This is a genomic window from Peptacetobacter hiranonis (genome assembly GCF_008151785.1).
In the GTDB taxonomy this organism is placed as follows: Bacteria; Bacillota; Clostridia; order Peptostreptococcales; family Peptostreptococcaceae; genus Peptacetobacter; species Peptacetobacter hiranonis.
Genome location: NZ_CP036523.1, coordinates 2,449,462 through 2,468,036, shown reverse-complemented (window position 1 = coordinate 2,468,036; position 18,575 = coordinate 2,449,462). Strand labels below are relative to the sequence as shown.

The following is an 18,575-nucleotide window of genomic DNA, read 5'->3' as shown; positions in this document are numbered from 1 at the left end:
ATTATACAAAAAACAAAACTGTATTATCAACATAGTAATTATTATATCACAAGTAAATTTGTTGTGCATCAGTTTTAACGGCGATTAAGAATCAGCAGGGGGAAATAGATTATGAAATTTAAAAGAACGGAAAGAATAGGAGCGATAGTAAAGATACTATCTGATAACCCGAACAAAATATACACTCTTAGCTATTTTACAAATCGGTTTAATGCAGCTAAGTCTACAATAAGTGAAGATCTTCTTGTTGTTAAAAGTGTATTTGAAAAACTACATTTAGGAAAAGTAATAACAATATCAGGAGCGGCTGGTGGAGTAAAATACATACCAAAAACATCTAAACAAGAAAATGCAGAATTTCTAATGGAACTTTGCAACAGAATTAAAGATGAAGGAAGAATATTATCAGGTGGATTTTTATACCTAATAGACCTTATCTATGATCCTGGAACAGTTTCAAAAATAGGAAAGATATTTGCCTCTAATATAGATTATACTGATGCTGATTATGTTGTTACAATGGAAACTAAAGGTATTCCAATGGCTCTTATGACTGCAAATGCTATGAATTTACCATTAGTAATCATAAGAAAAGACATAAAAGTATCAGAAGGACCTACACTTAGTATGACATATGTAAGTGGGAACAGCGGAAAATTAGAAAGTATGAGCTTACCTAGAAAAGCTCTTAAACCAGATAGCAAGGTTATAATAATAGACGACTTCATGAGAGGTGGAGGAACTATTAAAGGTATGATAGACCTAATGAAAGAATTTAGTGCGGAAGTAATAGGAATAGGTGTATTTATATCTACTATGAAACCAGAAGAAAAAATGGTTGAGGACTATATATCATTAATTCAGCTTGATGTACAGGGAAATGAAATAATAGTTGAACCAAATAGAGATATTTTAGCGGATACTGAACCAGAAGAAGATACGGAAGATATGTACATTTAGCACAAAAAGTGATATATTTAAAGATAATAATGTAATTTTTTATTAAATTAAATATTTAAAAAATAAACGAATTAGTCAATGGAGAGATGTTAAATGAAATTTAAGTCAATAATACTTGCTGCGGGCAAGGGAACAAGAATGAAATCAAAATACCCAAAAGTAATACATAAAGTATGTGGTAAAGAGATGGTAAACCATGTAGTTGATACTTCTAAAAAATCAGGAGTAGAAGAAACTATAGTAGTTCTTGGGCATGGAGCTGAAGCCGTAAGAGAAAGACTTTCAGACGATATAATAACAGTTATGCAGACAGAACAGCTAGGAACAGCACATGCTGTAAGAATGGCTGAAGAATATATAGAAGACGAAGATACTATAGTAGTATTATGTGGAGATACTCCACTTATAAAAGAAGATACTCTTAAAAAATTATTCGAATACCATGTAGAAAACAACTGTCATACTACAGTTCTTTCAACAATAGTAGACGACCCTACAGGATATGGAAGAATAATAAGAGATGAAAATGATGACCTACTAAAGATAGTAGAACATAAAGATGCTAGTGAAGAAGAAAAACTAGTAAAAGAAATAAATTCAGGAATCTACTGCTTCAATGGTAAAAGCCTAAAAGAAGCCTTAAAAGAAATAAATAACGACAATGCACAGGGAGAATACTACCTTCCAGATGCTATAAAAGTAATGAGAGAAAAATCTCTAAAAGTTGGAGCATTTGCAGGTTCTTCAATAGAAGAATTAATGGGTGTAAACTCAAGATTACAGCTTTCTCAGGCTGAAAAAGCTATGAGAAAAAGAATAAATGAATTCCACATGGCAAATGGTGTAACTATGATAGATCCTGATACTACATATATAGAAGCTGATGTAGAAATAGGAAATGATACAATAGTATACCCAGGAGTTAATTTAGTTGGTAAAACAAAAATAGGCTCTGACTGTATAATAGGTATGAATTCATCAATAACTGATTCAATAGTTGGAGATGGAACAGAAATAAAAATATCTACTTTATTAGAAGCTAAAGTTGGAGAAAATACAAAAGTTGGACCATACGCATACCTAAGACCTAAAGCAGATGTAGGAAATGGATGTAAAGTAGGAGATTTCGTTGAAATCAAAAATGCTAAATTCGGCGATGGATCTAAAGCATCACACTTATCTTACATAGGAGATGCTGAAGTAGGTAAAAATGTAAACGTAGGATGCGGTGTTGTATTTGTAAACTACGATGGTGTACATAAATTTAGATCAGTAGTAAAAGACAATGCATTCATAGGTTCAAACTCAAACCTAGTAGCGCCAGTTACTGTTGAGGAACAGGGATATATAGCTACTGGTTCTACAATAACAGATGATGTTCCAGGAAGAGCACTTGCAATAGCAAGACAAAGACAGTGCATAAAAGAAAACTGGATGGATAAAAAAGAAGCTAGAGATAAGAAATTATCTGAAGAAAAAGCAAAAAATAAAAAATAATATCTTGGGATATTAATTAAACTTGATTTCTTTTTAAACTTTTGGTTTAAATAGTTATATATTGTTAAAATGTTTGGAGGGTTAACTAAATGAATACTAGCGGTAGCGAAATCAAAATACTTGCCGGTAACGCATCTAAAGAACTTGCTGAAAAAATAGCTAAACAGTTAAACGTATCAGTTCTTGACTGTGAAGTTGGAACATTCAGCGATGGTGAAATATGTGTTAATATGAATGAAACTGTAAGAGGTTGTGACGTTTTCGTTGTTCAGTCTACTAACAGTCCGGTAAACAACAACTTAATGGAACTATTAATAATGATAGATGCACTTAAGAGAGCATCTGCAGGAAGAATAACTGCTGTAATACCATACTATGGTTATGCAAGACAGGACAGAAAAGCGAAAGCAAGAGATCCAATCACAGCTAAATTAGTTGCTAACTTAATAGTAGCAGCTGGTGCAGATAGAGTCTTAACTATGGACTTACATGCATCTCAGATACAGGGATACTTCGATATACCTCTAGATCACTTACTAGGTGGTCCATTACTATCTGAATACTTCAACGAAAAAAATATAGAAGATTTAGTAGTAGTATCTCCTGACCTTGGTAGTGTTACAAGATCTAGAAAATTTGCTAATTCATTAAATGGTGAAGTGCCAATAGCTATAATAGACAAAAGAAGACCAAGACCAAATGTATGTGAAGTTATGAACTTAATAGGTGAGGTTGAAGGTAAAAACGTAATACTTCTTGACGATATGATAGATACTGCAGGAACAATAGTAAATGCAGTTGAAGCAGTTAAAAAATTCGGTGCTAAAGATGTTTACGTTTGCTGTACACACGCTGTTTTATCAGGTCCAGCTATAGAAAGAATAGAAAATTCTTCAATGAAAGAATTAGTTGTTCTTGATACTATACAGTTACCAGAAGAAAAACAGATAGAAAAAATAAAAGTTAAATCAGTAGCTCCTATATTTGCAGAAGCTATAGATAAAATATTCAGCAACAAATCAGTAAGTGAATTATTCTAATTGAATATAAGTAGAAAGAGGAGTAACTCTAATAGTACTTGCGCCTATTCAGGCGACAGGCGTACTATTTGGAGTTAGCTCCTCTTTTTTGTTGGAGTAAATTGTTTTATTTTTTATGATTTTGAGAAATAAATATATCATCTTTTGTAAATAATAATTATAGAAATATAATTTACAGGAGATGATTTTTTTGAATATAAAAGAAGTAATTTTAAATGCTAAAAGATTTGAAGCATCTGATATTCATATAATTTGCAACGATTATATAACTTTGAGAATTGATGGAGAACTAACGAAATATTCATCAAAAGTTGTAAATAGTGATATTTGTAGGAAGTTTTGCGACGATTTAATAGGAAGTGAAGAAACTAAGTTTAGAAAGAGATATGAAAAATATATTGATGAAGAATGTGGAGAAGTAGATTTTTCTAGGGATTTTGATTTTGTAGATTTAGAGAATGAAATAGAAAATAACGATACAAAAAATAATAAGATTATGGAAAATGATATAAATAGATATATAAAAGAGAATGTTAAAGAGTTTAGTTTTTATAATGTAGAACTAAATAAAGATGAACTAAATAAAGAGGATAAAATCTCTTTTAGAATAAGGGTTAATATCTATAGACGGAATGGTGGGGATTGTATATCAATTAGGTTAATTCCAGGTTATGTAAAAACAGCAAAGGAATTAAATATTCCAGATATAGTATGTAGCTCTGGTGATTTAAAAAGTGGAATAATATTAATAACTGGAGCTACTGGAAGTGGAAAAAGTACTACTCTTGCTGCGATAATAGATAGAATAAACAAAACATCAAAGAAACATATTATCACATTGGAAGAGCCTATAGAGTATTTGCATAAGAGTGATAAAAGTATAATAAGTCAAAGAGAATGTGGAAAAGATACCGTAGATTTTTTAGATGGATTGAAATCATCTTTAAGACAAGATCCAGACGTTATAATGATTGGAGAAATAAGAGATAAAAAAACTGTTGAAACTGCTCTCTCTGCATCTGAAACAGGACATCTTGTACTATCTACAGTTCATACATCTAAAGCATCTGAGGCAATAGATAGGATAGTGAATCTATTTGAGGCTGAAAGGCATAAAGAGATAAGGGGGCTTTTGGCTAATCAGCTTAGATATGTATTTTCTCAAAGACTTGTAAAAGCAAATAATGGACGAAGAGCTATATTTGAAATTATGAAAAATACAAACTCAATAGCAGCTATGATAAGAGAGGGAAAGGATGAGAGTATCGATGATATGATAAAAACTGGCAAGAAATACGGAATGCAGATGTTTGAGGATCAGATAGAAACATTGTATCGAGATGGAATTATTTCCGAGGAAATATATTTAGATGAAATAAAGAATAGATAAGAAAAGACCAACGGATTAAAATCGATAATCTGTTGGTCTTTTTATATGTGTTATTCTTTTTTATCAGAACGTTTTAAGTCGATATAAGCTAATATGTAAGAAAATACAATACATGCAAATATTTTAAAATATGATAATGGTTCATATGGTTTTAAAAGTGATAAGTCTTTAAAAATCATTGCTATTAAAGCGCTAATTGGAAGATATATAAATACGATAGCAACAAAATTTATTTTAAAAATATAATCTCCAACTTCTCCTTTTATCGTATTTAAATTAAGGTATTTATAAATAGTATAAGTAATTATAAATGAAAATATAAATAATATAAGTATTTTTAGATACGATGACGAAGCACTTATTTTGAAAATAAAAGAAGTATCGTTAAAAATAATAGACAATAAGCAAGCAAAAGGAATATATATAAAAATTGATGCTATTAGAATAATCGAAAATAGATTTTCAAAATTTATCTTATCTATATATTTATCATTTATTTTATCAAAAAATTTTTCGAACAACATAAATTTAAACCTCCTGAGATGAAGAATATTTAGATTTAAATTCGACAAGAACTATTAAAAGAATTAACCCAAGTCTATTAAATAAATAATCTGTAGAACAAGACAAAGGAGTTAAAAGTCTTAAATCATTGTCAAAAATAACATTTAATGCAGCTAAGATAAGGTATAATTGCAAAAATCTTAGTATTGATTGAAATGTTGAATTGACTAGTTTATTTTTAAAATTAATAAATCTCATAAATAATACCTCCTTGAAATTTATTTTTCATAATTATATCACAGTTTTAAAAAAATAATAAAAAAAAACGATTTCTGTAAATATTATGTAACTACAAAATAAATATACTAAAAAATTACTATTATTTTGTAACAAAATATAAATGAAAATGAAATAATAATGTAGATATAGTGAAATTTGTATGAAAAAAATAAACAAGATAGTAAATTATATATTAAAAATATAATGAGATATAATTATTTTAATAAATAATAAAATATAAAATAAAAGTATTAAATTAAAATATATTGTAAATAATATTGATAGAAATATTTATTAGTCATAGAAAGTAAATTAAATATAAGGAGAGAAAAATTAAAAATGGATTTAGAAAAGTTTGAGAGTTTATTTTTATCGTTTTTATTTGCAACAATAATTTCTGTAATCGTACAAAAAGTTGCAAAAGCTTTTATCGGAGAAGAAGACTATACAAAAATCAATATAAAAAAATTGACGATATTTTTAATAATATCTACATTTGTATATATCATTTCTATTTTTAAAATTTATCCAAATAATTTGTATAGATTTGGCTATTTTATATTTTTTGTTTTAGCAATTATTATAAGTTTAATAGATTATTATACAATGTATGTGTATGATATTCTTGTTTTTAGTGGTATAATAATTCAGAGTGTAGTTAAAATTTTAAATGAAAATGTTGAAATCTTAGTAGATAGTGTGTTGGCAGGTTTGCTATGTGCTTTGATTTCATATTTAATAGTGAAGGCGACCAATATGATGGGGACAGGAGATGTAGGTGTGTATGCTCTTTGTGCTATGACTATTGGATTTAAAAGTTCGTTATCGTTGATACCGGGCTCTTTTCTTGTTTCTGCAATATTTTTGATTATAAGATTTATATGTGGAAATAGGGATAAAAAAATTGCTTTTGCTCCATATATAATTATCGCAGCTATATTGAATATTCTCGGATTTGATATAGTAAAGTGCTACCTCGATATAATTGAGAAAATAATTTAGGATAATATAAAAATTGATTAAAAAAGGAGATGAGTAAATGTATATAATAGTAGGACTTGGAAATCCTGGTCAGAAATACGCAAAGACTAGACATAATGCAGGATTTGAAGTAATAGACAGATTAGCAGATGAATACGGAATAAGTGTTACAAAGATAAAACATAAAGCTTTAATAGGAGAAGGTAGAGTTGGGACAGAAAAGGTTGTTCTTGTAAAACCCACAACTTATATGAATTTAAGTGGTGAGTCTGTAGTTAGCCTTTATCAGTTCTATAAACCAGATTTAGACAAATTAATAGTGATATACGATGATATAGATTTAGATGTAGGAAAACTTAGAATAAGAAAAAAAGGAAGCCCTGGTACACACAATGGTATGAGATCTATAACTCAGTGCTTAGGAACGAAAGATTTCCCAAGATTTAGAGTAGGTGTTGGAAAGCCAGATAAAGGAAGAGATTTAGCTGATTTCGTTCTTTCAAGAGTACCAAAAGAACAGGACGAAGCTATGAACGAAGGGTTTGAAAAAACTGCAAAAGCTATAGATTCTATGATAAGAGAAGGAATCGATATGGCTATGAATAAATACAACGGATAATAAATTTATTTAAAGTTAAATATCAATTTTAAAGTTGAGTAGTAATTTTTTTATAAATATATACTTAATAAGCTAGAGTTAAGGAAAATAATTTAATATATAATGTAGAGAATTAAAGGAGCGAAGGAAAATGGGAGATATATTTTTTAATCCGCTTCAGAATTCAAAGGAATATATAAAACTTAAAGAAAAACTTGATGTAGAGGGAAGATGTCTGCTTGTAAATGGGCTAAATCAGGCTCAAAAGGCTCATATATCTTCATCTCTATTCAAGGATCTTTCAAGGCCTATTGTTTTTATAGGTTCGACTGAATATGAAGCGAGAAAGATTTACGAAGATTTAAAATTCTACATTAAGGATAAGGTAGAGCTTTTAACTTCAGATGAGATAAGATTTTATTACTTAGATGCCAAAGATAGAAAGCAAGAAGCGAAAAGAATAAAAACGCTGCTTAAATTAGCAAAAAAAGAAAAGTTAATACTAGTTACAACTTCAGATGCGGTACTTAGAAAGTACTTACCTAAAGATGTATTATTAGATAATACTTTTAAATACAAGGTAGGAGATATAGTAGATATAGAAGAGCTATCTTCAAAGCTAGTTTCGTTAGGATACGAGAGAGTATCAAAGGTAGAAGGGTTTGGACAGTTCAGTGTTAGAGGTGGAATTGTTGATATATTCTCACTTGAATATGAAAACCCTATAAGAATTGAGTTCTTTGATGATGAAATCGACTCAATAAGAACTTTTGATGTATTTTCTCAGAAATCTATAGATAAGCTGAAATCGTTTATACTTACTCCTTCTAGGGAATTTATATACCCTGAAAATGTTGAAGAAACAGTTTCTAGGATGAAAAAAGATAGAGGGAAAGTATGTAGCGATGATGTAGAAGCTGTTATAGATAAAATTGCGAGAAAAGAGTACTTCGATGGAATAGAAAACTACATAGACTACTTCTATCCAGATGTAGAGAAGAGTATTTTTGAATACTTAGACAAAAATGCGATAGTATTTATAAATGATATATCTAGAATGAAGGAAAGATGCGAGAATTTTGCTGAGGAATTTAAAGACAGTTATAAGATGAACTTGGAAAGAGGAACTGCACTAAAATCTCAGGGAAATTTAGTCTACAATTATATAGATTTAGAGTACTGTATAGGAGATAGAAATATAGTTATAAACTCTCTACTACCAAAGGCTGTTAAAGGATTTAATGTAAAGGAAATACTGAATTTTGACAGTAGAGAAGTGCCATCATTTAATGGAAAAATAGATATTCTTGCGGATGAGCTTCAAAGATTAAAATATTCTGGGCACAAGATTATCCTTGCAGTAAACAGCTCAGAAAGAGCAAAGAAATTAAAAGAAGCTTTATTTGAATACGATGTTGAGGTTTCAATAGCTAAAAAGAGAGATACAGAGATAAAATCATCTCAAGCTATAATAATGGAGGCTGCAATTAGCGAAGGGTTCCAGTATAGAGATATTAAGTTCACTATTATAACCGATAAAGAAATGATCGGTGTTCAGAGAAGTGGATTAAAATCGAAAAAGAAGAAAAAGAAAAATACAAATGCACAGAAAATAGATTCATTCTTGGACTTAAATCCTGGAGATTATGTAGTTCACGAAAATAGCGGTATAGGTAGATATATAGGTATAGATCAGATAACTGTCGATGGAATTAAAAAAGACTACATGAAGATAGTCTATAGAGATGGAGATAATTTATATGTGCCTATTGACCAGATGGACAAGGTTCAGAAATATATCGGAGCCGAGGCTGAGAAGGTCAAACTTAGTAGACTTGGGACACAGGAATGGACAAAGGCTAAGGCTAAGGTTAGAAAAGAAATCGAGGATATGACTGAGGAACTTATCAACCTATATGCTAAAAGGGAAAAAATTAAGGGATATAAATTCTCTAAAGACACTGTTTGGCAGAAGGAATTTGAGGATAAATTCCCATATCAGGAGACAGATGACCAGCTTAAAGCTATAAAAGATACTAAAAAGGATATGGAATCTCCAAGAGTTATGGATAGATTAATATGTGGAGATGTTGGATACGGAAAAACAGAAGTAGCTATAAGGGCTGCATTTAAAGCTTGTATGGACGGAAAACAGGTTGCTGTACTTGTTCCTACTACTATACTTGCACAGCAGCACTACAATACATTTAGCGAAAGATTTGCAGATTATCCAATAAGAGTTGAGGTTCTTAGTAGATTTAAGACTCCTAAACAGCAGAAAAAAATAATAGAAGATGCTAAAAAAGGAATGGTTGATGTACTTATAGGTACGCACAGAATAATTTCTAAAGATATAGAACTTCCAAAGCTTGGACTTGTTGTGATAGATGAGGAGCAGAGATTTGGAGTAAAGCACAAGGAAACTTTAAAGAAAGTAAAAAATACTGTAGATGTTCTTACTCTATCTGCAACACCAATTCCGAGAACTCTTCATATGTCATTATCTGGAATAAGAGATATGACAGTAATAGAAGAGCCACCACAAGAAAGACATCCGGTAATAACTTATGTTACAGAAGCTAGAGATAGTATTATTCAGGATGAAATTGAAAAAGAAATCTCAAGAGGTGGTCAGGTATTCTTCGTCTACAATAGAGTAGAGGGAATAGAAGGAATTGCAGACAAGGTTAGAAAGTTAGTTCCAGATGCTAGAGTTGCTGTTGCGCATGGTAGAATGAGCTCAAAGACGCTTGAAGATATTATAATAGCATTTATGCAGAAGGAATTTGATGTGCTTGTATGTACTACTATTATAGAAACAGGTATGGATATTGCAAATGCCAATACTATGATAATTTACGATGCAGATAAGATGGGGCTTGCTCAGCTTTATCAGCTTAGAGGTCGTGTTGGTAGAAGTACTAGACAGGGGTATGCGTTCTTGATGTACGAGAGAAACAAGAGCCTTAGTGAAATAGCAGAGAAGAGATTAAAAGCTATAAAAGAATTTACAGAGTTTGGATCTGGATTTAAGATAGCTATGCGTGACCTTGAGATAAGAGGTGCTGGAGATGTGTTAGGTGCTCAGCAGCATGGACATATGGCTGTAATAGGTTACGATTTATATGTTAAGATGTTAAACGAAGCTATTAGAAAAATTAAGGGCGAGCCTGAGATAGTAGAGGTAGATGTAGAAATAGACCTTCCTGTTGACGCATATATACCAGATAGATATATAGAAGATGAGATGGCAAAAATTGAAATGTACAAAAAAATTGCTTCAATCGACAGCAAAGAAGATATGTACGAGGTTCAGGAAGAATTAGAGGACAGATTCTCTGATATACCTAGACCTACTCAGACACTATTATCTATAGCATATATAAAATCTCTTTGTAAAAAGCTTAAAATCGAAAAAGTATATCAAATTAAAAATGAAGTGTTCTTAAACCCTTATATGAGATATAGAGTAAAATCTAAGGTCGGATATAAAGTTGTTGAAGAAATACAAGCATTGTTAGAAGAATATGTGGAAAAATTTGAAAAAGAAGACGAAGAGAAAAAAGAGAAAAACGAACAAAATAAAGATAAGTAGCAATAAAAATCTCTACATGATAATATAGAGTTGTACGATAATTATAATTAAAATTAAATTAGAAAAGGGGTGTCGATTTGAAAAAATTGATGACAATAGCTCTTGCAGCTTTAATGAGTTTCTCTTTAGTTGCTTGTAAGCAGAAAGATTTAAACGAAACAGTTGCGGATGTAAATGGGACAAAAATAACTTTAGGACAGTATGAATTCATGCTAAAAATGAATAAAGATTCTGTTGAATCTAATATAGGTGGAGCTGATAAATGGGATGAAAAAGACCAGACAGGAGTTTCATATAAAGATAAATATAAAAGACTAGTATTAGATCAGATGATAAATACTGAATTATTAGCACAGAACGCTGAAAAAGAAGGATTAAAACCAACAGATAAGGAAATACAGGCTTCTTACAACGATTTAAAAACTTATGTAAATTCAGATGAAAATTTAAAAGGAGCTGCTGAAGAATTAGGTATAAATGATGAATTCTTAAAAGAACAGGCTAAAATAAGTCTTTTAATACAGAAATCTCAGGAAAAATTCTATAAAGAAGAAAAAGTTACAGATGCTGAAATGAAAAAATACTACGATGAACATATAGACGAATACAAAAAAGATGAGGTTGAAGCATCTCATATACTTATAAAAACTACAGACGACCAGAATAAACCTCTTCCAGAAGCAGACCAGAAAAAAGCTAAGGCTAAAGCTAAAAAAGTTTTAAAAGAAGTAAAAGCTGGTGGAGATTTTGCAGAACTTGCTAAAAAATACTCTCAGGACCCAGGAAGTGCCGCAAATGGTGGAGCTTTAGGAGCATTTGGTAAAGGTATGATGGTTCAGGAATTTGAAGATGCAGCATTTGGTATGGAGCCAGGTGAAGTATCAGACCTAGTAAAAACTGATTTTGGATACCATATAATAAAAGTAACAGATAGAATAAAAGAAACTACTAGCTTTGAAGAAGCAAAAGCTGGAATAAAAGAAGAGATATTAAAAAATAAATACGGAGAAAAAATAGCAGCTCTACAGAAAAAAGCTAAAATAGAAAAATTCGATAAAGTAATAGAATCTGCAGAATTTGTAGAAAAATAATATAAATTAAAGCAGAATTATTTTTAAAATATGATTTAAACTGTTTTCTTGATAAAAAATCGAGAAAACAGTTTATTTTTTTGTAAAAAATTGAATAAAAAATGTTTTAGAAAACTCTGAGAACGTTAGAAATTCAAAGAAATTAATGTGTAAACTTGAATATTTAACTTGAAATATGGTATAGTAAAATCTGTTATATAAAATAAAGATGGAGGAAAGTTATGAGTAAAGATAAAACAAAAGACTCTTTCTTGAAAGGAGCACTTATTCTAGGGATAGCTGGTGTTGCCGTTAAAATAATCGGTGCATTCTTCAGAATACCTCTAGGAAATATGATAGGATCGACAGGGATGGGTTATTATCAGTCTGCCTATCCAGTATATACATTATTTTTAACGCTAGCTACAGCTGGGTTCCCAACTGCGGTTGCAAAACTAGTTTCTGAAAAGTTAGCGATAGGAGATGAAAGAGGAGCGAACAAGGTATTTAAGGTATCTAGCAAGGTACTTTTCATAACAGGTATAATTTCGTTCTGTATATTCTTCTTCGGTGCAGAATGGATAGTTACTAATTTTATAAAAAATCCAGATGCGCTAAATTCAATGAGAGCCATAGCTCCAGCCCTAATAATAGTACCTCTTATGTCAGCATATAGGGGATATTTCCAGGGACAGAAAGATATGACTAAGATTGCCATATCTCAGATAGTAGAGCAGATATTCAGAGTTGTTCTAGGTTTAGGACTAGCTTATATGCTTATGAAATCATCTGGACCTACTATGGGGGCAGCAGGTGCAATATCTGGGGCAGCTATAGGGGCTTTAGCATCAATAATTTACTTACTTGCAGCATTTGCAAGAGGTTCTAAGGAAAGAAAAGAAAGACTTAGAAAAAGTAAAAAATTCGAAGAAGAAAGCTTCGGTAGAATATTTAAAAACTTATTAGCTGTTGCAATACCAATAACTATAGGGGCATCAGTTATGCCACTTGTAAATATGGTAGACAACGGTATAGTTATAAGAAGATTAATTGCTGCGGGATATAGCTTAAAAGAAGCAAACTCTATGTTTGGTCAGCTTACAGGTATGGCAATGTCTATAATCAACCTTCCAGCAGTTATAACTACTGCAATGAGTATGAGTTTAGTTCCTTCTATATCTCAGGCTTATGCATTAGGAAATAAAGAAAAAGCTAGAAAAGATACATTAAGTGCTGTAAAAGTTACTTTAATAATAGTACTACCATGTGCATTTGGTATGGCTTCACTTGCTGGACCAATAATGAAATTATTATTCCCTGCAGAGCCTTCAACAGTTGGTACAATACTATTTACACTTACTCCTTGTGTAATATTCCTTGGGTTAATACAGACATTAACAGGAATACTTCAGGGAATGGGTAAAGCTATAGTTCCAGTTATAGCTTTAATAGTTGGTATGACATTTAAAATAACTATAAGTTATACATTAACTGCAATACCATCAATAAACGTACTTGGATCTGCAATGGGTACAGTAACTGCGTATACAGTTGCAGCTATAATAAACATAGCTTTTGTTAAAAAAGCAATGGGTGTAAAATTCTCTAAGAGAGAATTTATAATAAAACCTTTAATAACAGTTATATCAATGTTTGCAGCTGTTAAATTAGCATACTTTGTAACATCTCCTATGCTAGGAAATACAATAGCTACACTACTTTCAATAATAGTTGGTGCTGTAGTATACGTTGTTGTTCTTTTAGGAATAGGTGCTATAACAGTAGAAGAAATAAAAACTATGCCTAAGGGTGATAAAATATATAAAGTACTTAAAAAAGTTAGACTTGTAAAATAAAACGATTATAAATTATAAAGGGTGATAGATTATGATAAATATAGTTGGATTAGGGCCTGGAGATTTATCTCTAATAAGTTATGGCGCTATAGAAGGTCTTAAAAATTCTAAAAAAGTATTTTTAAGAACAGAGAAACATCCTGTAGTAAAAGACCTTGAAAAATTAACTAAATTTGAATCACTAGACCATTTTTACGATGAAAACGACGATTTTGACGATGTTTATAGAAAAATATCAGAGTTTATAGTTGAAGAAGGTAAGAGTGAAGATGTAGTATATGCTGTTCCAGGGCATCCTAGAGTTGCTGAAAAGACAGTAGATATGATTGAAAAATTAGCTAAAGAAAATAATATAGATGTAGATGTTGTGGCTTCAATGAGTTTCGTAGATGCTATGTTTGAAGCCCTAGCATTTGATCCTTCAAATGGATTTAGATTAGTAGATGCATTTGAAATGCAGACATCTTATATAGATACTGATATAAACCTAATAGTTACTCAGGTATATGATGAGTTTATAGCTTCAGAGGTTAAGCTATATCTTATGGATAGATACGATGATGAACAAGAGGTTTATATTGTAAGGGGAGCGGGTATAAAAGGAGAAGAATTCATTAAAAAAGTTAGACTTTGTGAGCTAGATTGGGCTGAAAATGAATTTGATTATTTGACAAGCCTTTATGTTCCTAAGGTAGAAAATAAGAAATACAATACAGTTCATGATTTAGAGCTTATAATGGATAAGTTAAGAGCTCCGGATGGCTGTGATTGGGACAAGAAGCAGACTCATGAGTCTTTAAAGAATTCTGTAATTGAAGAAGCATATGAGCTTTACAATGCTATTGAAAATGACGATATAGATGAAATGATAGAGGAATTAGGTGATGTACTTCTACAGGTAATATTCCACTGCCAGATTGGTAAAGAAGAGGGAATGTTTGACCTAGGTGAAGTTGCTAATGGAATTTGTACAAAGCTTATAACAAGACACCCACATATATTTGGAGATGCAAATATAAATAGAGAAGAGTTTGAAAAAACTTGGGAAGAAATAAAGAAAAAAGAAAAAGGCGAAAGTACAATTACAGAAGGAATAAAAAGAATTCCGGTATATCTTCCAGCTTTAATGAAAGCGGAAAAAGTACAACATAAAGCAGCTTTAGTTGGATTTGATTGGGATGATATATACGATGTATTTTCTAAAGTTGAAGAAGAATATGAAGAGGTTAGAGAAGCATATGAGTTAGATTTTGCAGGATTTATTGCAGATAAATATGCAGGAGAAGATGTTTTAGAAAAAATTAAAGAAGAAAATCTTGAATTGCTTGACGAATACCATACATTGAAGATACAATACATAAAGGAAGAATTGGGAGATTTATTATTCTCTATAGTTAATCTTGCAAGATTCCTTGATGTAGACACTACAGAGGCACTTAATGGAACAATAGATAAGTTTGTGAATAGATTTGGATTTGTAGAAGAAAAGGTAATTGAATCTGGAAAAACTTTTGATGAAATGTCTCTTGAAGAGATGGATAAGTTTTGGGATCAGGCTAAAGAATTAGAAATATAATCAAAAAAATTAAAATAATAGAGATTTATAATAATCGACTAATAAATAATTATAAAAAAATCGATTAATAAAGCGTCTATCTATTGCAATTACAAGGTAGCTACGTTATTATTATATAATAGCCTTTGATTTGAGGTAGTATAAAAATCTGAATCCTAGATAAATTTATTAAGACCTAGGAGAACGATGAATATATAAATAAACTTAGGAGGTAGATACTGTGAATAAAGCTGAATTAGTATCAAAAATGGCAGAAAAAAGCGAATTAACTAAAAAGGAAGCAGAAGCAGCATTAAATGCTTTTATGGAATCTGTTGAAGAAGCATTAGTTTCAGGGGAAAAAGTACAGTTAGTAGGATTCGGAACTTTCGAAACTAGAGATAGAGCCGCAAGACAGGGAAGAAACCCAAGAAACCCAGAAGAAGTTATAAGTATACCAGCTTCTAAAGCTCCAGTATTCAAAGCTGGAAAAGGATTAAAAGACAAAGTTAATGCATAATAATACGCAATTATAATAGAAAGTGCAGCTTCTGCTGCACTTTTTGCGTATACGGAAAAATAATAGATTTAATTATAGATAAAAGATAATTTGAAAGGATTGATAATATGAGATTAGATAAATTTCTTAAAGTTTCAAGAATAATAAAAAGAAGAACTGTTGCAAAGGAAGCTTGTGACAAAGGAATAGTTAAAATAAATGGAAAAGTAGCTAAATCATCTAGCGAAGTGAATATAGGAGATGAGTTAGAAATAACATTTGGCGAAAAAGTTATGAAGTTTAAAATAAATGAAATAAGAGAACACGTCTTAAAGAACGATGCTAAAGAACTTTATGAACAGATTGACTAATTTGTGAGGTGTAAGAGATTGAAAATAGGTGCTATAGATATAGGAACAAATTCTATGAGGCTTCTTACAGCTGATTTAGTAGATGGAAAGCTAAATGATAGAAAAAAGTATGTAAATACTACTAGAATAGGTCAGGGTGTAGATGAGAATGGATTTATAACTGAAGAAGCTATGAAAAGAAATATAAATGCAATAAAAGAATATCATGATATATGTGTAGAGTATGGATGTGAGAAAATTTACTGCATGGGTACTTCTGCTCTTAGAGATAGTAAAAATAGAAGTGAGTTTATAAAAAGAGCCTATGATGAGGCAAGCATAGATGTAAATGTTGTAGATGGAGAAGTAGAAGCTAAATTAGGCTTCTCAGGTGTTGCTAGAGGTATCGATATAGAAGGAGATATACTAGTAATAGACATTGGAGGAGGATCTACAGAGTTTATTTTTGGAAATAAAGACGGAATAAAGAAAAATGTAAGTATAAATATAGGTGCACTTAGACTTACAGAAAAATTCTTGTTAAATGGATACACAGAAATAGCATTTTCTGAGATGAGAGAGTTTATAAATAATCAGATAAGCGAGATTATCTCATATTTAAAAGAAAATAAAATCGGATGTGTATGTGGTATTGGAGGGACTATAACATCCCTTTCTGCTGTAAATCAAAATCTAGAAGTTTATTCTATGGAAAAAGTACATGGAAGTAAAATAACTAAAGAAGAAATATACAAGATGTTAGATAGATTTATTAAATGTTCTGATGATGAAAGAAAGCATATAAATGGATTACAACCAAAAAGAGCGGATATAATAGCCGCTGGAACTGAAATTTTAATTTGTATAATGGATAATCTTTCAAAGGAATCGATAATAGTTAGTGAGTATGATAATTTAGAAGGTATTGCATATTCAACTATATTATAAATGATACACTTAATAAGTGGAGATATGTTAATAATCGGTGGATAAATTAAAAGTTATCAACAAAATGTGTATAAATATCTTGATAAATTGTTGATAAATGTATAAAAAATGTTGATAAAATATGTTTTAAAAAAGATATTTTGGGTAATACAAATAATTAAACCTAGAAAAATAAAGAAATATTAGTAAAAATAACATGTGGATATGTTGATTGTTTTGTGGATAATATATAATATGCATTATTATAAATAGAATACAATAATTGTAAAAACAAATATATAATTATATATACTATAGTGTGTATTATTTACATATACATATAATCTATATAACGAAATCCTAAAAATATAATTTAGTATTCTAGAAAGATGAATTTTTTACAAAAGTAGATAATAAGATGGTAAAATAAGCATATTGGTGTTAAAATATAAAATGATACCTTGTAATGTATTTAATATTGAAATAGAAATTATTTACCAATGGAGGACGAAAAAATGCAGAGAAAAGTAAGAAAAGCTGTTATACCAGCGGCAGGTCTTGGTACAAGATTCCTTCCTGCAACAAAAGCTCAGCCAAAAGAAATGTTACCTATAGTTGATAAACCAACTCTACAGTATATAATTGAGGAAGCTGTAGCTTCTGGAATAGAAGAAATCCTTATAATAACAGGAAGAAATAAAAAATCAATAGAAGACCACTTCGATAAATCTGTTGAACTTGAATTAGAGCTTGAAAATAAAGGGAAGAAAGAGCTACTTGAAATAGTTCAGAATATATCTAATATGATAAACATACACTATATTAGACAGAAAGAGCCTAGAGGATTAGGGGATGCTATATACTGTGCTAGACACTTTATAGGAGATGAACCTTTTGCTGTAATGCTAGGTGATGATATAGTAGATAACAAAGTTCCGTGCTTAAAACAGCTTATGGATGCATATGATGAATACAGAACTACTATACTTGGAGTACAGAAAGTAGCTAAAGAAGATACTAATAAATACGGTATAATAGATGCTAAGTTTATAGAAGATAGAGTTTATAAAGTAAAAGATCTTGTTGAAAAACCAGATTCTGACAAAGCTCCATCTAATATAGCTATACTTGGAAGATACATAATAACTCCAGAAATATTCGATATACTTTCTGATTTACCACCAGGAAAAGGTGATGAAATACAGCTTACAGATGCATTAAAAGAACTATCTAAAAAAGAAGCTATGTATGCATATGATTTTGAAGGTAGAAGATACGATGTTGGTGATAAACTAGGATTCCTTGAAGCAACTGTAGACTTCGCATTAAAAAGAGATGAATTAAAAGATGGATTTATCGATTATTTAAGAGATGTTTGCAAAAAATATGATGAAAGCGCTAAAAAAAGTGTAAAAGCAAATCCTAGTAAATAGCCATATAATTTAAAGTATATATTTATAGATTCTAGAAATAG

At 30.4% G+C, this 18,575-nt stretch carries 16 protein-coding genes; 14 read left to right on the top strand and 2 right to left on the bottom strand.

Going from position 1 to position 18,575, the window contains the following annotated elements; genetic code table 11:
* Nucleotides 1-111: 111 nt before the first annotated feature.
* The 4 genes from purR (at nucleotide 112) to KGNDJEFE_RS11410 (ending at nucleotide 4,887) form a co-directional block, all read left to right on the top strand.
* Nucleotides 112-960, top strand: a complete 849-nt coding sequence (gene purR, locus KGNDJEFE_RS11425) for a pur operon repressor (RefSeq protein WP_006441152.1) — start codon at nucleotides 112-114, stop codon at nucleotides 958-960.
* Nucleotides 961-1,053: 93 nt separating this feature from the next.
* A complete protein-coding gene (glmU, locus tag KGNDJEFE_RS11420) occupies nucleotides 1,054-2,457 on the top strand; it encodes a bifunctional UDP-N-acetylglucosamine diphosphorylase/glucosamine-1-phosphate N-acetyltransferase GlmU (RefSeq protein WP_006441153.1) in 1,404 nt (467 codons plus the stop codon).
* An 89-nt stretch (nucleotides 2,458-2,546) separates the two neighbouring features.
* Complete coding sequence (locus KGNDJEFE_RS11415) at nucleotides 2,547-3,497, top strand: ribose-phosphate diphosphokinase (protein ID WP_006441154.1); 951 nt, start codon at nucleotides 2,547-2,549, stop codon at nucleotides 3,495-3,497.
* Between the two features lie 190 nt (nucleotides 3,498-3,687).
* Complete coding sequence (locus KGNDJEFE_RS11410) at nucleotides 3,688-4,887, top strand: type IV pilus twitching motility protein PilT (RefSeq protein ID WP_050754692.1); 1,200 nt, start codon at nucleotides 3,688-3,690, stop codon at nucleotides 4,885-4,887.
* Between the two features lie 50 nt (nucleotides 4,888-4,937).
* Here the strand turns inward: KGNDJEFE_RS11410 and KGNDJEFE_RS11405 are convergent, their stop codons facing one another.
* The gene (locus KGNDJEFE_RS11405) at nucleotides 4,938-5,411 is read right to left on the bottom strand and encodes a hypothetical protein (RefSeq protein ID WP_006441156.1); all 474 of its coding nucleotides are present in this window, start codon (nucleotides 5,409-5,411) and stop codon (nucleotides 4,938-4,940) included.
* A 4-nt stretch (nucleotides 5,412-5,415) separates the two neighbouring features.
* Complete coding sequence (locus KGNDJEFE_RS11400) at nucleotides 5,416-5,649, bottom strand: hypothetical protein (RefSeq protein ID WP_006441157.1); 234 nt, start codon at nucleotides 5,647-5,649, stop codon at nucleotides 5,416-5,418.
* 360 nt (nucleotides 5,650-6,009) lie between these two features.
* Here KGNDJEFE_RS11400 and KGNDJEFE_RS11395 point away from each other — a divergent pair, with 360 nt between their 5' ends.
* The 10 genes from KGNDJEFE_RS11395 (at nucleotide 6,010) to galU (ending at nucleotide 18,534) form a co-directional block, all read left to right on the top strand.
* Nucleotides 6,010-6,672: a prepilin peptidase gene (locus KGNDJEFE_RS11395; protein WP_006441158.1), complete on the top strand. Its 663-nt coding sequence runs from the start codon at nucleotides 6,010-6,012 to the stop codon at nucleotides 6,670-6,672.
* A 37-nt stretch (nucleotides 6,673-6,709) separates the two neighbouring features.
* On the top strand, nucleotides 6,710-7,270 hold the full coding sequence (gene pth, locus KGNDJEFE_RS11390; protein ID WP_006441159.1) for an aminoacyl-tRNA hydrolase: 561 nt from the start codon (nucleotides 6,710-6,712) through the stop codon (nucleotides 7,268-7,270).
* Nucleotides 7,271-7,400: 130 nt separating this feature from the next.
* On the top strand, nucleotides 7,401-10,844 hold the full coding sequence (gene mfd / locus KGNDJEFE_RS11385) for a transcription-repair coupling factor (protein ID WP_006441160.1): 3,444 nt from the start codon (nucleotides 7,401-7,403) through the stop codon (nucleotides 10,842-10,844).
* 77 nt (nucleotides 10,845-10,921) lie between these two features.
* Nucleotides 10,922-11,935 carry a peptidylprolyl isomerase gene (locus KGNDJEFE_RS11380; protein ID WP_040410744.1) on the top strand — a complete coding sequence of 338 codons (1,014 nt, stop codon included), beginning with the start codon at nucleotides 10,922-10,924 and terminating at the stop codon, nucleotides 11,933-11,935.
* 221 nt (nucleotides 11,936-12,156) lie between these two features.
* On the top strand, nucleotides 12,157-13,770 hold the full coding sequence (locus tag KGNDJEFE_RS11375; protein WP_006441162.1) for a putative polysaccharide biosynthesis protein: 1,614 nt from the start codon (nucleotides 12,157-12,159) through the stop codon (nucleotides 13,768-13,770).
* Nucleotides 13,771-13,801: 31 nt separating this feature from the next.
* Complete coding sequence (gene mazG / locus KGNDJEFE_RS11370; RefSeq protein ID WP_006441163.1) at nucleotides 13,802-15,346, top strand: nucleoside triphosphate pyrophosphohydrolase; 1,545 nt, start codon at nucleotides 13,802-13,804, stop codon at nucleotides 15,344-15,346.
* Nucleotides 15,347-15,566: 220 nt separating this feature from the next.
* A complete protein-coding gene (locus KGNDJEFE_RS11365; RefSeq protein ID WP_006441164.1) occupies nucleotides 15,567-15,845 on the top strand; it encodes a non-specific DNA-binding protein Hbs in 279 nt (92 codons plus the stop codon).
* Nucleotides 15,846-15,952: 107 nt separating this feature from the next.
* Nucleotides 15,953-16,195 carry an RNA-binding S4 domain-containing protein gene (locus KGNDJEFE_RS11360; RefSeq protein WP_006441165.1) on the top strand — a complete coding sequence of 81 codons (243 nt, stop codon included), beginning with the start codon at nucleotides 15,953-15,955 and terminating at the stop codon, nucleotides 16,193-16,195.
* Between the two features lie 18 nt (nucleotides 16,196-16,213).
* Nucleotides 16,214-17,122, top strand: coding sequence for a Ppx/GppA phosphatase family protein (locus KGNDJEFE_RS11355; protein WP_040410745.1), 909 nt, complete (start codon nucleotides 16,214-16,216; stop codon nucleotides 17,120-17,122).
* A gap of 494 nt (nucleotides 17,123-17,616) precedes the next feature.
* Nucleotides 17,617-18,534: a UTP--glucose-1-phosphate uridylyltransferase GalU gene (gene galU, locus KGNDJEFE_RS11350; RefSeq protein WP_040410746.1), complete on the top strand. Its 918-nt coding sequence runs from the start codon at nucleotides 17,617-17,619 to the stop codon at nucleotides 18,532-18,534.
* Nucleotides 18,535-18,575 lie beyond the last annotated feature (41 nt).